The sequence below is a fragment of the Paracoccus sp. T5 genome, from assembly GCF_048538155.2.
In the GTDB taxonomy this organism is placed as follows: domain Bacteria; phylum Pseudomonadota; class Alphaproteobacteria; order Rhodobacterales; family Rhodobacteraceae; genus Paracoccus.
Window position 1 is genome coordinate 690,900 of the sequence record NZ_CM135809.1, and the last position, 15,086, is coordinate 705,985.

Sequence of the window (15,086 nt, forward strand, 5' to 3'; positions counted from 1 at the left end):
GTGTTCCTTTGGCGGGGTCGTGAACCGTGAGGCCGGGTGCGTCAGAGGGGACGGGCCGGGCAAGGCCGCACCGGACGCTGCCGCTTGGCCCCAAGCCTTGGGGCAGGCGCTCCGGGTGACGGGGAATGGTCAGCGGGCCAGATAACGCAGGCGGTCCAGGGCGCCCTGCAGGATATATCCCGCGGCGACCTGGTCGATCACCTCGGCCCGGCGCTTGCGCGAGGTGTCGGCCTCCAGCAGCGCCCGTTCGGCGGCGACGGTGGACAGGCGCTCGTCCCAATAGGCGATGGGCAGCGGCGTCAGCCGGGTCAGGTTGCGGGCAAAGGCGCGGGTCGATTGCGCCCGCGGCCCTTCCGAGCCGTCCATGTTGCGCGGCAGGCCCAGGACCAGTCCCACCAGGCTCCGGTCCTGGGCGATCGCCAGCAGCGCCTCGGCATCGGTGGTGAACTTTTGCCGGCGGATGACGGTGATTGGCGAGGCGACCTGGCGCAGGCCGTCGCTGACCGCAACGCCGATGGTCTTGGTCCCCAGGTCCAGCCCGGCGATGGCGCCGACGGCGGGCAGGGCGGCGGCAAACTCGATGATGTCCTCGTGGATCATTCGGCGACCCCCGCCTCTTGCGCCGCCCGGCGGATCGGGGCCAGCGCCTCGGGCGCGGCGCCAAAGCGCTGCTGGGCCTCCTCCCAGATGGCAGCGGCCTGGTCGGTGCGGCCCAGGACACCCAGGGCGCCGATCAGCCGCGCCCATTCCTCGGGCGAGCCGCCCTCGGTCGCCAGGCGGTTCTGAAGGCCCGACACCATCCCCTCGATCATCTGCTGGCGGTCCTCGGGGGACATGTCCTGCGCTGCGGCCATTGCATCGGCATCGGGACCGGGCAGGGCGGCGGCTGGGTCCTCAGGGGGCTGATAATCCGGCTGGCCCGCCAGCCAGGCCAGGTCCCGGATGGCGGCCCGGATCGAGGGCATCCACGGCGCCTCGGGCGGACCCTGTTCCAGCAGGCGGCGCCAGATCGGAAAGGCGCGGTCCGGGCGGCCGTTCTGGATCAGCAGCACGCCCTGCAGATAGCGCGCCTGCGCCTGGTCGGGGTCCAGCGTCAGCGCGCGGGCCAGCACGGCCTCGGCCTCGGGGGTGACGAGGCCGCCTGCCGCCTCGATCATCAACGAGGCCAGGCGCAGCAGCTCGATCGCGTCGGCCCCGCTGCCAAGCGCCTCGACCAGCTGCTGCTGGGCCTGGCGGGCGGCGGTCATGTTGCCAAGGCGGATCTCGTTGTTGACCAGCAGCGTCAGGCCCTGGATGTCCTGCGGGTTGCGGGCCACCGCCTCGCGCAGCTGTTCGACCAGCGACATGTAATCGCTGTCCGCATCGGACAGGTCGGGCGCGGGGCGGGGCGGGGCCGCCGCCTCGGCCTCGGCCTGGGTCGGGCGGTTCTGATAGGCGGCGTCGGCGGCCGCGATCCGCTCGCCCAGGGGCATGTCCGCGGCGCCCGGCACGCCCTCGCGCAGATACAGCGCCACCGCCCCGGCCAGAACGGCGCCCAGCACCAGCAGGGCCCAGACCGGGCGCTCCGAGGCGACCAGGGGCCGGCTGCGCGACAGGCGCTTGTCGGCGTCCAGCACCTTGCGGCCGATCTCGGTGCGCAGGCGGTGGGCGTCCTCGGGCTGGATCACGCCGCGCTCCAAGTCGCGGTCGACCTCGCGCAGCTGGTCGCGATAGACACGCAGGTCATAGGCGGCGGCGGGCTCGGTCCCGGCGGCGGCGCGCCCGCGCCAGACCGGCGCCAGAATGGCAAAGGCGACAATCGCGGTCAGGCCCGCGGCGAGCATCCAGAACATCGGCATCCTCCGTTGCCCCCTCCCTAGCCCGATTGCCCGCGATCCGAAAGCGGCCCGTGACCGAATGCGGGGCCGCGATGGGGGCATTGCGCCGGTCACAAGGTCGCATGTCGCATTTTGCCGTGATCCGCCGCGACGCATCTTGAGCCTGCCGCCCCCCGGCGTCATTCTGATGCTGATTCATTTCAGGGAGCCATCATGCCCGACGCCCCCCGCTCCGGCCGCTATTCCGTCTTCGCCCTGGCCCGCGAGGCATTGCGCCAGCACCAGGGCTGGAACCGGGCCTGGACCAGCCCGGCCCCGCGCGACCGCTACAAGGTGGTCATCGTGGGGGCCGGCGGTCACGGCCTGGCCACCGCCTATTACCTGGGCAAGAATTTCGGCATCACCGATGTCGCGGTGATCGAGAAGGGCTGGCTGGGCGGCGGCAATACCGGGCGCAACACCACGATCATCCGGTCGAACTACCTCCAGGATCCCTCGGCCGCGATCTACGAGAAATCCCGCAGCCTTTATGAAACGCTGTCCCAGGACCTGAACTACAACATCATGTTCAGCCCGCGTGGCCTGATCATGCTGGCGCAGACCGAACACGAGATCCGCGGCTACAAGCGCACCGTCTATGCCAACAACCTGCAGGGCGTCACCACCGAATGGCTGGAGCCGCAGCGCCTGAAGGAACTGGTGCCGATCATCAGCCTGGACGGGCCGCGCTATCCGGTGCTGGGCGGCCTCTACCAGGCGCGCGGCGGCACGGCCCGCCACGACGCGGTGGCCTGGGGCTATGCCCGCGCCTGTTCCGACATGGGCATGCATGTCATCCAGAACTGCGAGGTCCAGGGGATCGAGACCGAGGGCGGGCAGGTCCGCGCCGTCAACACCTCCAAGGGCCGCATCGGCTGCGACAAGCTTTCAATCGTGGTCGCGGGCCATTCCAGCCAGCTGGCCGAGATGGCGGGCTTTCGCCTGCCGATCGAAAGCGTGGCGCTGCAGGCGGTGGTTTCGGAGCCGATCAAGCCCTGCATGGATGTCGTGGTCATGGCAAACACCGTTCACGGCTACCTGTCGCAGTCCGACAAGGGAGAGATGGTGATCGGCGGCGGCACCGACGGCTTCAACAACTTCACCCAACGCGGCAGCTGGCAGCATGTCGAGGAAACCGTCCGCGCCCTGATCGAGACCTTCCCGATGCTGTCGCGCCTCAAGATGCTGCGGCAGTGGGGCGGGATCGTGGACATGACCGGCGACCGCTCGCCCATCCTGTCCACGACGCCGGTGGGCGGCATCTTCGTCAACTGCGGCTGGGGCACCGGCGGCTTTAAGGCGATCCCGGGATCGGGCTGGGCCATGGCGGAACTGGTCGCCACGGGCAGGCCCGGCCCGCTGGCCGCGGCCTTCGGGCTGAACCGCTTCCGCGAGGGTCGCTTCATCGACGAATCCGTCGCCGCCGGTGTGGCGCATTAAGCATGTTTGCACTGATGAATCAGGGGGATGGAACCGGCGGGCCCGCAGCGGAATTGCTGAGATGCAACTGCTTTCACCGAAAGGGACTCCCATGGCCGACCGCAACAACAACGGTCTTTATTTCATCGTCGGCGCGATCGTCGTCGTCGTGGCGCTGCTGTTCTTCTTCATGTCCGGCGACAGCGTCGGCGACGCGACGGTGGACAGCGAAACCGCGATCGTGGACCCGGCGCCGGCCGGTGGCGACACCAATGTCATCGTGGACACGGCCCCCGAGGTCGACACCCCCGACGTCACCGTCGAGACCGACACCCCCGAAGTCGAGCCCGCTCCGGCCAACTGATCCCGTCCGGCTTGTCCGCGTGGATGCCGTCCCCGTGACGGCATCCCGCGCGCGTCGGGGACAACCTGTCCGCGGTCGCACGGCAATCCTGCGGCCGCTGATCCGCCAAGCACGCCCCGCGCGGTCCCGCCGCTGTGGGGCGTTCGCATGTTTCCCTGTCCTCTCTGGCCTCGCAAGGACCCGCCCATGCTGATCCTGACCTGTCCCTGCTGCGGCATCGCCGCCGAGGAAACCGAATTGCAGCCCGGCGGCGAGGCGCATCTGATGCGCGTCGGCCCGCAGGGCACGGATGACGAGTTCGAGGCCTATCTTTTCGCCCGCAAGAACCCCAAGGGCGTGCATTTTGAACGCTGGCGCCATGCCTACGGCTGCGGCAAGTGGTTCCTGGCCGCCCGCTGCACGGCGACGCTGCAGGTCTTTGGCACCTACGAGGCGCAGACCAAGCATCCCCCGGCCGGGATCGTCACGGCGATCCAGCAGACCTATCCCGACTGGCAACCCGACTGGACGACCGCGTCATGACCCACACGCCCCCCTTTCGCCTGTCCACCGGCGGCCGCCTTGTGGATCGCGCCCTGCAACTGCCCTTCCGCTTCGACGGGCGGCACCTGCGGGGGCTGACCGGCGACACGCTGGCTTCGGCCCTGCTGGCCAATGGCCAGATGCTGATGGGCCGGTCCTTCAAGTATCACCGCCCGCGCGGTCCCATCGCCTCGGGCGCCGAGGAACCCAACGCCCTGCTGAGCCTGGGCCAGGGTGGCCGGTTCGAGCCGAACCAGCGCGCCACCACGACGCCCCTGGTGGCGGGCATGGTCACGCGCAGCCAGAACTGCTGGCCCTCGCTGGATGCCGATGTCGGCGAGGTGAACAACCTGCTGGCGCCCTTCCTGCCGGCGGGCTTCTACTACAAGACCTTCATCCATCCGCGCCCCTTCTGGAAGCACCTGTTCGAACCCTTCATCCGCAAAAGCGCGGGCCTGGGCCGGGCGCCCACCGACCCGGACCCGGACCGCTACGAACAGGCCTACGGCTTTGCCGATGTGGTCGTCGTGGGCGGCGGCATCGCCGGGCTGACCGCCGCCCGCGATGCCGCGGATGCGGGCCAGCGCGTCCTGGTGCTGGAACAGTCGCCGGTCTGGGGCGGGCGCACGCCTGTCGACCACGACGGGGGGCAGGCGGCCATCGACGCGCTGCTGGACGAGCTGTCCGGCCGGGACAACGTCACCCTGCGCCGCAACTGCATGGCGACGGGCCTTTACGACCACGGCTACCTGATCGCGCGCGAGGCGCTGGCCGACCACGACCCCAATCAGGGCATTCCCCGCCAGCGCCTGTGGCGCATCCGCGCGGGACATGTGATCGCCGCCACGGGGGCGCTGGAACGGCCGCTGGCCTTTGCCTGCAACGACGTGCCCGGCGTGATGCTGGCCAGCGCCGTGCGCGACTTCATCCGCGATTACGGGGTCGCCCCCGGCCGGCGGATCCTGGTGGTCACGAACAACGACGATGCCTATCGCACCGCCCTGGCGGCCCAGGCCGCGGGGCTGGAGGTGCCGGCGGTCGTCGATGCCCGCCCCGTGGCCGAGGGCGCGCTGCCCCGCGCGGCCCGCGCCGCCGGCATCACCGTGCTGACCGGCATGGGCATCGCCAAGGTCAAGGGCGGCCGCCATGTCGATACGGTCGTCCTCTGCGACCAGTCGGGCGAGGGGCGGGCGCTGGAGAGCATCGATTGCGACGTGGTCGCCATGTCGGGCGGCTGGTCGCCGGTTGTGCATCTCTACAGCCATTGCGGCGGCAAGCTGATCTGGGACGAGGATGAGGCCATGTTCCGCCCCGACCCCGACCGCCCGCCCCTGGGTCCCGATGGTCAGGGCAATGTCACCGTGGCGGGCGCCGCCAATGGCGATCTGCGCTGCGCAGGCCCGCTGGAGCAGTTCGAGGCGCCCACGCAGCCCGTCTGGGTCATGCCCGCCCGCGCGCCCTATAAGCTGCGCGCCAAGATGTGGCTGGATTTCCAGAACGACGTGAAGGTCACCGATGTCGAACTGGCCGCGCGTGAAGGCTATGCCTCGGTCGAGCATACCAAGCGCTACACCACGCTTGGCATGGCCACGGACCAGGGCAAGGTCAGCAACATCAACGGCCTGGCGATCCTGTCGAATGCGCTGAACCAGCCGATCCAGGCGACCGGCACGACGACCTTCCGTCCGCCCTATACGCCGCTGACCCTGGCCACGATCGCGGCCGAGGCCAAGGGCGAGGCCTTCCAGCCGCTGCGCAAGACGCCGATCCATGCTTGGCACGAGACGCATGGCGCCAGCTTCGAGCCCGTGGGCCAGTGGCGGCGCCCCTATGCCTATCTGCGCGGGGGCGAGGATCGGCACGCCGCCGTCGCGCGCGAGATCCTGGCGGTGCGCAAGGGCGTGGGCACGCTGGACGCCTCGACCTTGGGCAAGATCCTGGTCAAGGGGCCGGATGCCGGACGGCTGCTGGACATGCTTTACACGAATATGATGTCCAACCTGCCGGTGGGCAAATGCCGCTATGGCCTGATGTGCAACGAGAACGGCTTTCTGATGGATGACGGCGTCGTGGCGCGCCTGTCCGAGGACAGCTGGCTCTGCCACACCACGACCGGGGGCGCCGACCGCATCCATGGCCACATGGAGGACTGGCTGCAATGCGAATGGTGGGACTGGCAGGTTTACACCGCCAACCTGACCGAGCAGTTCGCCCAGATCGCCGTCGCCGGCCCCCAGGCCCGCCTGCTGCTGGAACGTCTGGGTGGCAGCATCGACCTGTCGCAGGCGGGCCTGCCCTTCATGCAATGGGCCGAAGGGCAGGTGGCGGGCATCCCTGCCCGCGTCTTCCGGATCAGCTTTTCGGGCGAACTCAGCTATGAGGTCGCGGTGCCGGCGAACCGGGGCCTGGAACTGTGGGAAGGCCTGCACCAAGCCGGCCAGGACCTGGGCATCACTCCCTATGGCACCGAGGCCATGCATGTGATGCGTGCCGAAAAAGGCTTCATCATGATCGGGGACGAGACCGACGGCACGATCATCCCCCAGGACCTGGGGCTGGACTGGGCCATCTCGAAGAAGAAGGCCGACTATATCGGCAAGCGCGCGCAGCGGCGCCTGCACATGACCGACAGCAACCGCTGGAAGCTGGTCGGGCTGGAAAGCCTGGACGGGCGGGTGCTGCCAGATGGCGCCTATGCCGTGGCCGAAGGGGTGAATGCCAATGGCCAGCGCCGGGTGCAGGGGCGCGTGACCTCCAGCTATCATTCGCCGACGCTGGACCGGCCGATCGCGATGGGCCTGGTTCATCACGGCCCGGCCCGGATGGGGCAGGTGCTGGATTTCCCAATGCCCTCGGGCACGACGATGCGGGCCCGGATCGTGGACCCGGTCTTTTACGACAAGGAAGGGAGCCGCCTGAATGGCTGAGGCACTGGCCACCATCACCCGCCAAACCGGCTTGGGGATGATCACCCTGCGCGCTGACCTGTCGCGTGCCGGCGATGCGCTGGCCGAGGCCGCGGGCCTGGCCCTTCCCGACCGGACGGGCATCGTCACCGACGGCAGCCGCGCCCTGGGCTGGATGTCCCCGGACGAGCTGCTGCTGATCCTGCCCGCGGCCGAACTGCCCGAGGCGACCCTCGCGCTGGAGCAGGCGCTGACCGGAGAGCCCGGCCTGGTCGTCGATGTCTCGGACGCGCGCGCGGTCTTTGACATCCTGGGTCCCCATGCCGCCGATGTGCTGGCCAAGCTGGCCCCGGTCGATGCCGCCGCGATGCCCCGGGGCCACCTGCGTCGCACGCGGCTGGCGCAGACCGCTGCGGCGATCTGGCGCATCGAGGGCGGCTTTCGGGTCATCGGCTTCCGGTCGACGGCCGATTATCTGGGGCTGATCCTGGCCAATGCCGCCATCCCCGGCAGCCAGCTGGCCCCGCGCTGAGCCCAGGCGCGACCTGCCGGCCGCTGGAACCGCGCCGGCCCCCTTGCGTTGGGCAGGCGAATGCGCGACCGTGCGCCCGGCTCGGCATCACCCCTCTGAAAGGATTGAAAACATGGCCTTCACCCTTCCCGATCTTCCCTATTCCCACGACGCTCTGGAAGCCGCCGGCATGTCCCGCGAAACGCTGGAATACCACCACGACAAGCACCACAACGCCTATGTCACCAAGCTGAACGAACTGGTGGCCGGGACCGAGTGGGACGGCAAGTCGCTGGAGGACATCGTCAAGGGCACCTACCAGAAGGGCGCCGTGGCGCAGAACGGCATCTTCAACAATGCCAGCCAACATTGGAACCATGCCCAGTTCTGGGAAATGATGGGTCCGAACCCCGGCGCCATGCCGTCCGAGTTGGAAGCGGCGATCAAGGACAGCTTCGGTTCGGTCGAGGACTTCAAGAAGAAGTTCACCGAGGCCGGCGTCGGCCAGTTCGGTTCGGGCTGGGCCTGGCTGGTCAAGAACGCCGATGGCGGGCTGGAGGTCACCAAGACCGAGAACGGCGTGAACCCGCTCTGCTTCGGCCAGACCGCGCTGCTGGGCTGCGACGTGTGGGAGCACAGCTACTACATCGACTTCCGCAATGCGCGTCCGAAGTACCTGGAAAACTTCCTGGACAAGCTGGTGAACTGGGACAACGTGGCCTCGCGCCTCTGATCCCGCGCCATTCCATATCAGGGCCCGCCGCGCGATCGGCGGGCCTTTTTCATGCGCGCGGCCAATGCCGGCGCCCCCCGTGCGCCGGCATTGGCTTTTCCGGCGACGGCGGTATAAGACCTCTGAAACGCAAGACAGATCGGACCGAGGCGGCCATGGCCAACCAGAACGACAGCTTCATCGACGAGGTGACCGAGGAACTGCGCCGCGACCGGCTCTATGGCGCCTTCAGGCGCTATGGCTGGATCGGCATCCTGGTGATCCTGCTGATCGTCGGCGGCGCGGCCTGGCGCGAATACAGCCGCGCGCAGGATCGGGCCGCGGCCGAGGCCTGGGGCGACGCGATCCTGGCGGCCGAGGCGGCGGGCGATCCGGCGGCCATCCGCGCAATCGATCCGCAGGGTTCCGCCGGGCGCGAGGTTCTGGCGGGCCTGCTGGCGGCCTCGACCGCCGCGCAGTCGGACCAGCCGGATGCAGCGGTCGAGGCCCTGCGGGACGTGTCGGGCGACACGCCCGATGGCAGCGTCCTGCATGACCTGGCCGAACTGAAGCTGGTGATGCTGGAGGGCCCCGACATGGACCCGTCCGAGCGTGACGCCCTGCTGGCGCGCCTGTCGCGCAGCGGCGCCCCCTTTGAACTGTTGGCACTGGAGCAGAAGGCCGTCGCCCTGATCGGTGCCGGGCGGCCCGAGGATGCCGTGACGCTGATCCGCCAGATCCAGCAGAAGGATGGCCTGACCGAGGCCTTGCGTCGCCGCCTGTCCGAGATGATGGTCGCGCTGGGCGCAGAGCCCGTGGCCGGCATGGATGGCATGCCCGTAACCAACTGACCGCGGCGCGGCAGACAGAAAACTGACGAGGGAGAGGCAGGGATGACCGCCACGCTGCGACTGACCTTGGTGCTTGCCGCCGGACTGGGCCTTGCGGCCTGCGCGGACCGCGACGTCATCCTGCCCGGAGAGCGTCTGGATCCGCTGGCCGTGACCTCTCCCGACGGTCCCGCGGTCGAGGGGCAGCCCGGCGTCAGCAGCACCGTGCTGTCGCTGGCGGCGCCCGTCACCAATGCCGAATGGACCCATCGCGCCGGCAATGCCGCCCATGCGCCGGGCCATGTCCAGCTGGGCGCGGCGGGCGCCCGGATCTGGTCCGCGCCGATCGGGCAGGGCGACAGCCGCCGCCATCGCATCACCGCCGACCCGGTCGTGGCGGCCGGCCGCATCTTTACCATGGACAGCCTTGCCCGCGTGACCGCGACGGCGCTGACGGGCGGGCGCGCCTGGTCGACCGACATCACGCCGGCGCTGGAGGATCCCGACAGTGCCTCGGGCGGGGGGCTGGCCTATGAGGGCGGCCGCCTCTTTGCCACCACCGGCTTTGGCGAACTGGTGGCGCTGGACGCCGCTTCGGGCGCGGTCCTGTGGCGGCAGCGCGTCGATGCGCCCATCGGCGGCGGCCCGGCCGTGCAGGACGGCGTCGTCTATGTGGCGGCCCGCAATTCCGTGGGCTGGGCCGTGCGCGCCAGCGACGGGCGGGTGCTGTGGCAGACATCGGGCATGCCCTCGGGCTCGGGCGTGATGGGCGTGTCGGTTCCGGCGGTGCAGGGCAGCACCGTGCTGTTCCCGTTCTCCTCGGGGCAGGTGATGGCGGTGGATCGCGACAGCGGGCTGACCAACTGGACCGGCCAGATCGCCGGCACCCGGCAGGGCCGCAGCATCGCGGTTGTTCGCGACCTGACCGGCGATCCGGTGATCTCGGGCGGGCGGGTCTATGCCGGCACCTCCTCGGGGCGGATCGAGGCGATGGACCTGGCCACGGGGCTTCAGGACTGGAGCGCGCGCGACGGCGCCACCAGCCCGGTCGTCGTGGCGGGTGGTTCGGTCTTTGCGGTCAACGACCAGGCCGAGCTGGTGCGGTTGGATGCGGCCACCGGCGGCGTCATCTGGCGCCAGGCGCTGCCCTATTTCACGACCGAGCGCGTGCGCCGTCAAAGCGGCATCCATGCCCATTACGGACCGGTCCTTGCCGGAGGGCGGTTGCATGTCGCCTCCAGTGATGGCATGTTGCGCAGCTTCGATCCCGCCTCCGGCGCGCTGGTCGGCCAGGCGCAGATCCCCGGCGGGGCAGCCTCGGCCCCCGTCGTCGCCGGTCAAACCCTTTACGTCGTTGCGCGCAACGGCCAGTTGCATGCGTTCAGATGACATTCACACTCGCCATCGTCGGACGGCCCAATGTGGGCAAGTCCACCCTGTTCAACCGTCTGGTTGGCAAGAAGCTCGCCCTGGTCGATGACCAGCCCGGCGTCACCCGCGACATCCGCGAGGGTGCCGGCCGCCTGGGCGACCTGCGCTTTGTCGTGATCGACAGCGCCGGCCTGGAGATGGCCGAGGACGACAGCCTGCAGGGCCGCATGCGCCGCCTGACAGAGCGCGCCGTGGACGAGGCCGACATCTGCCTGTTCGTGGTCGACGCGCGCATCGGCATCACCGCAGCCGACGAGTATTTCGCCGAGATCCTGCGCCGCCGCGCCAAGCACGTCATCATCGCTGCGAACAAGTCCGAAGGCCGTGCCGGAGAGGCGGGCGCCATGGAGGCCTATGCCCTGGGCCTGGGAGAGCCGATCCGCATCTCGGCCGAGCATGGCGAGGGGATGGACGACCTTTACCGGGTCCTGATGCCGCTGTCGGACCGGATCGAGGCCGAGCGTCCCGCGCCTATCGAGGCCGCGACCGACATCGACCTGAGCGACGAGGATGCCGAATCGGGCGAGGGGTCCGAGGACTGGCGCCCGTCCGAGGCGCGTCCGCTGCAGATGGCCGTGATCGGCCGTCCCAACGCGGGCAAGTCGACGCTGATCAACAAGATCCTGGGCGAGGATCGCCTGCTGACCGGTCCCGAGGCCGGGATCACCCGCGATTCGATCAGCGTGACCACGAATTTCATGGGCACGCCCATGCGCATCTTCGACACGGCCGGCATGCGCAAGCGCGCCCGCGTGACCGAGAAGCTGGAAAAGCTGTCGGTGGCCGACGGGTTGCGCGCGGTCCGCTTTGCCGAGGTGGTGGTCGTCCTGCTGGATGTCGAGATCCCCTTCGAGACCCAGGATTTGCGGATCGCCGACTTTGCCGAGACCGAGGGTCGCGCCGTCGTCGTGGCGGTCAACAAGTGGGACCTGGAGGATGACAAGTCCCACAAGCTGAACGAGATGCGCGCCAGTTTCGAAAAGCTGCTGCCGCAGCTGAAGGGGGCGCCGCTCGTCACCGTGTCGGCGCGCACCGGCAAGGGGCTGGACCGTTTGCACAATGCCGTCGTCAAGGCGCATGAGGTCTGGAACCGCCGGGTGTCCACCGCGCGGCTGAACCAGTGGCTGGGCGCGATGACCGAGAGCCATCCGCCCCCGGCGCCCGGTGGCCGCCGCATCCGCCTGCGCTACATGACGCAGGTCAAGACGCGGCCCCCGGCCTTCATCGTCAAGGCGACGCATACCGACAAGATCCCCGACAGCTATCAGCGTTACCTAATCAACGGGCTGCGGCAGGATTTCGACATGCCAGGCACGCCGATCCGCCTGTTCTTCCGCGACCAGGGGGGCGACAACCCCTTCAAGGCCAAGGCAACGAAGATCGTCCAGTCTGGCGCGCTGTCCAAGCACAAGAACCGCCAGAAGCCCAAGGGCAGCTGATCTCAGCTGGCCGCGCGCACCAGCACGGCCGCCATCCCCGAGATGCCCAGGATGGCGGCCAGCGCGATCATCGGGTCGCTGCCCATGGTGGTGACCGCAAGCCCGCAGAAGGCCCAGATCAGCGCCGCGGAATAGCCGATGCTGGGCCCGATCCACAGCTGCGCCGCCATGCCGATGGCGGCCCCGGGAAGGATCGCCAGTGCCGCCAGCGCCTGCACCGGCAGGGCCAGCCGGGCCGCGGCAAAACCCGCAAGGGACGCGGAAAGAAGGGCCGTGGCCCAGCCCGCGAAAAAGCCGATGGCCGGCCGCTGCCGCCCTGCGGCGCGGCGTGCGGCGACGACCGCCGTGCCCGCCGTCACCGCCGTGCCCAGCATCAGCCAGCCGGAATGCTCCGTGAACATCCAGGGCCACAGGGCCGCGCTGAACAGTGCGGCGGAAAACAGGGGCCAGATGCGGCCGCGCCCGGCGCGCAGGGTGCGGTCGTCGGAAAAATCGATCCACTGCCCGGCCGCATCCAGCAGGACCATGATCAGCACCGTCGCCAGCAGCGACCACATCAGCACATTGACCGGATCGAGATACAGCTGGGGGATCGACGCCGCGCTGGCCGCCTGGATCTGGGGTGGCGGCGGCAGCAGCGGACCCGCAAGCCGCGCGCTGGCCAGGTCATCCAGGACCGGCGCATGCGGCCGCCAGGCAAAGCGCAGCCCGGCGATCACGAAGATCGCCGTCGCCGCCGTCTGAACAAGATTTCCCACGCGTACCATACCGGCCAACGCCGCTTAGCCTGCGGCAGTTGCGCGGCGCGGACGGCATCGAGGATCTTTTGGCCTCAGGCCAGCAGCCCCTCGGCCGTCAGGCACGTGGCCCCGCCCAGATAGGGGTGCAGCGCGGCGGGCAGTTCGACCGAACCGTCGGCCTGCTGGCCGTTTTCCAGAACCGCAATCAGCGTGCGCCCGACCGCAAGGCCCGACCCGTTCAGCGTGTGGACGAATTCCGGCTTGCCGCCGCCCTCGGGGCGATAGCGGGCGTTCATCCGCCGCGCCTGGTAGTCGCCGCAATAGCTGACGCTGCTGATCTCGCGATAGCGGTCCTGGCCGGGCAGCCAGACCTCCAGGTCATGGGTGATGCGCGCGCCCGCCCCCATGTCGCCGGTGCACAGCACGATGGTCCGATAGGGCAGTTCCAGCGCCTCCAGCACCGCCTCGGCGCAGCGGGTCATGCGATCGTGTTCGGCCAAGCCGCTGTCGGCGTCGGTGATCGACACCATCTCGACCTTTTCGAACTGGTGCTGGCGCAGCATGCCGGTGGTGTCGCGGCCCGCACTGCCGGCCTCTGACCGGAAGCACTGGCTGTGCGCGACCATGCGCCGGGGCAGGCTGGACTGGTCCAGCAGGTCGCCGTTCACGGTGTTGGTCAGCGTCACTTCGGAGGTCGGGATCAGCCAGTACCCCTCGCGGGTCTTATAGCTGTCCTCGCCGAACTTGGGCAACTGACCCGTGCCCAGCATCATCTCCTCCAGCACCAGGACGGGGGTCCAGGTCTCCTGCAGGCCGTGCCGGTCGATATGCAGGTCCAGCATGAACTGCGCCAACGCCCGATGGATGCGCGCTACACCGCCCTTCAGCACGACAAAGCGGCTGCCCGACAGCTTGGCGCCGGTCTCGAAATCCATCCCGGGCCGGACGCCCGCGATCTCGAAATGCTCGACCGGGGCAAAGTCCAGCGCGCGGGGGCTGCCCCAGCGTCGCAGCTCGACGTTGTCCTCCTCGTCACGGCCCTCGGGCACGCTCTCCAGCGGCAGGTTCGGGATGCCCAGCAGCAGGTCGCGCAGCTGCGCGTCCAGATCGGTAGCCTCGGACTGCGTGCGGGCGATATCGGCCTTCTTCTCGGCCACCAGCGCCCGCAGGCGCTCGAATTCGGCCTCGTCGCCCTTGGCCTTGGCGGCGCCGACCTCCTTGCTGGCGCGGTTCTGCTCGGCCTGCGCCGTCTCGGCCGCACTGATCCGCGCCCGCCGCGCGCTGTCCAGCGACAGGATCTGCGAGGTCAGCCCATGCAGGCCACGCCGGTTCAGGGCCTGCTCGAAGGCATCGGGGTTCTCTCGGATCGCACGGATGTCATGCATGGCGGCACCTTCACGGAAAATGGATTGCCGCATGCCTAGCGCAGGCCCGTCTGCAACAAAAGCCCGCGCTCCATCTTCTTTGTCCAAATGGGCCGGGGGCATGCGCTGCAAGGCGACCGGGCAGGGCCGCGCAGTTCAGTCCGCGCAGAACAGCCGATGCACCAGTGCCACCACTTCGGCGGCCCGCGGGTCGGCCACGGAATAAAGCCGCGCCTTGCCCTCGCGCCGGCAGGCGACCAGCCCCTCGGCGCGCAGCCGGGCCAGTTGCTGGCTGACGGTCGCCTGGCGCTGCTCCAGAAGCTGTTCCAGCTGTGTGACGGTCTTTTCACCCCCGGACAGGTGGCAGAGGATCATCATCCGCCCCTCATGCGCCAGCGCCTTCATCAGCGCTGCCGCCTCTGACACCCGTTCCAGCATCTCGGCCGGGCCGGGCGCGGGGGGACGCTGGCCGGTGTCCGCCTCGGGATCGGTCAGCGCGGTCATTCCGGCGCTCCGCTTTCGGGCAGGTCCAAGCCGGCGCGCTGCATCACCTCCTCCAGGACGGGATAGAAATGCCGGCGGCCGACATAGCCCTCGACCCGCCCGATCTCGGTGCCGCGTTCCAGCAGGATGAAACTAGGGGTCAGCCGCGGCCTGCGGTCCAGCGCCAGGCCATCGGGAAAGGGTCCCGCCACGTCCACCTCGAAGATCGGCGCCATGCGCCCCGCGGCCGAGGCGGCATAGCCCGGCCCGATCTCCTCCCGCCAGAGGCGGCAAAAGTAACAGGCGGGCGAGGTCACCATCATCATCTGCAGGGGCCGGGCCTGCCAGTCGGGCTGCAGCGGGGCCGCATCTGCCGGAAAGGTCAGGGCAAGCGCCGCCAGTCCGCCCAGCACCATGCGCCGCGAGGCGGTGGGCGGGACAACGGCTGACAGCTGCCAGGCGAGGGGGCGCGACGGCGCGCGCATGGGCATCTCCAATCCTGATACCGA

At 69.4% G+C, this 15,086-nt stretch carries 15 protein-coding genes; 9 read left to right on the forward strand and 6 right to left on the reverse strand.

Annotated features, from left to right (window positions below; genetic code table 11):
* Positions 1-129 precede the first annotated feature (129 nt).
* Positions 130-600 carry a Holliday junction resolvase RuvX gene (ruvX, locus tag ACNR9W_RS03495; protein ID WP_419270344.1) on the reverse strand — a complete coding sequence of 157 codons (471 nt, stop codon included), beginning with the start codon at positions 598-600 and terminating at the stop codon, positions 130-132.
* Positions 597-1,832, reverse strand: coding sequence for a c-type cytochrome biogenesis protein CcmI (ccmI, locus tag ACNR9W_RS03500; RefSeq protein ID WP_419270342.1), 1,236 nt, complete (start codon positions 1,830-1,832; stop codon positions 597-599). The genes ruvX and ccmI overlap by 4 nt, the downstream gene beginning before the upstream one ends.
* Before the next feature lie 198 nt (positions 1,833-2,030).
* On the opposite strand from ccmI, the gene ACNR9W_RS03505 reads away from it, so the two are divergent.
* From ACNR9W_RS03505 to der, 9 genes are all read left to right on the forward strand, one after another.
* Positions 2,031-3,296, forward strand: coding sequence for a sarcosine oxidase subunit beta family protein (locus ACNR9W_RS03505; protein WP_419270340.1), 1,266 nt, complete (start codon positions 2,031-2,033; stop codon positions 3,294-3,296).
* Positions 3,297-3,387: 91 nt separating this feature from the next.
* The gene (locus ACNR9W_RS03510; RefSeq protein WP_419270338.1) at positions 3,388-3,639 is read left to right on the forward strand and encodes a hypothetical protein; all 252 of its coding nucleotides are present in this window, start codon (positions 3,388-3,390) and stop codon (positions 3,637-3,639) included.
* 186 nt (positions 3,640-3,825) lie between these two features.
* Positions 3,826-4,161 (forward strand): sarcosine oxidase subunit delta, encoded by a 336-nt coding sequence (locus ACNR9W_RS03515; RefSeq protein ID WP_419270336.1) that lies wholly within the window; start codon positions 3,826-3,828, stop codon positions 4,159-4,161.
* Entirely contained in the window at positions 4,158-7,088 is a 2,931-nt protein-coding gene (locus ACNR9W_RS03520; protein ID WP_419270334.1) for a sarcosine oxidase subunit alpha family protein, read from the forward strand. The genes ACNR9W_RS03515 and ACNR9W_RS03520 overlap by 4 nt, the downstream gene beginning before the upstream one ends.
* Positions 7,081-7,599, forward strand: a complete 519-nt coding sequence (locus tag ACNR9W_RS03525) for a sarcosine oxidase subunit gamma (protein WP_419270332.1) — start codon at positions 7,081-7,083, stop codon at positions 7,597-7,599. Before ACNR9W_RS03520 ends, ACNR9W_RS03525 begins: the two co-directional genes overlap by 8 nt.
* 112 nt (positions 7,600-7,711) lie before the next feature.
* On the forward strand, positions 7,712-8,311 hold the full coding sequence (locus ACNR9W_RS03530) for a superoxide dismutase (RefSeq protein WP_419270330.1): 600 nt from the start codon (positions 7,712-7,714) through the stop codon (positions 8,309-8,311).
* 155 nt (positions 8,312-8,466) lie between these two features.
* Positions 8,467-9,141: a tetratricopeptide repeat protein gene (locus tag ACNR9W_RS03535; protein ID WP_419270328.1), complete on the forward strand. Its 675-nt coding sequence runs from the start codon at positions 8,467-8,469 to the stop codon at positions 9,139-9,141.
* A 42-nt stretch (positions 9,142-9,183) separates the two neighbouring features.
* Positions 9,184-10,509, forward strand: coding sequence for an outer membrane protein assembly factor BamB family protein (locus ACNR9W_RS03540; protein ID WP_419270327.1), 1,326 nt, complete (start codon positions 9,184-9,186; stop codon positions 10,507-10,509).
* Positions 10,506-11,990 carry a ribosome biogenesis GTPase Der gene (gene der, locus ACNR9W_RS03545; protein WP_419270325.1) on the forward strand — a complete coding sequence of 495 codons (1,485 nt, stop codon included), beginning with the start codon at positions 10,506-10,508 and terminating at the stop codon, positions 11,988-11,990. The genes ACNR9W_RS03540 and der overlap by 4 nt, the downstream gene beginning before the upstream one ends.
* A gap of 2 nt (positions 11,991-11,992) precedes the next feature.
* Here der and ACNR9W_RS03550 read toward each other — a convergent pair whose 3' ends face one another.
* From ACNR9W_RS03550 to ACNR9W_RS03565, 4 genes are all read right to left on the reverse strand, one after another.
* On the reverse strand, positions 11,993-12,748 hold the full coding sequence (locus tag ACNR9W_RS03550) for a hypothetical protein (protein ID WP_419270323.1): 756 nt from the start codon (positions 12,746-12,748) through the stop codon (positions 11,993-11,995).
* A 74-nt stretch (positions 12,749-12,822) separates the two neighbouring features.
* Entirely contained in the window at positions 12,823-14,115 is a 1,293-nt protein-coding gene (gene serS, locus ACNR9W_RS03555) for a serine--tRNA ligase (RefSeq protein WP_419270321.1), read from the reverse strand.
* A 135-nt stretch (positions 14,116-14,250) separates the two neighbouring features.
* Entirely contained in the window at positions 14,251-14,598 is a 348-nt protein-coding gene (locus ACNR9W_RS03560) for an ArsR/SmtB family transcription factor (protein ID WP_419270319.1), read from the reverse strand.
* Entirely contained in the window at positions 14,595-15,068 is a 474-nt protein-coding gene (locus ACNR9W_RS03565) for a thioredoxin domain-containing protein (RefSeq protein ID WP_419270317.1), read from the reverse strand. The genes ACNR9W_RS03560 and ACNR9W_RS03565 overlap by 4 nt, the downstream gene beginning before the upstream one ends.
* Positions 15,069-15,086 lie beyond the last annotated feature (18 nt).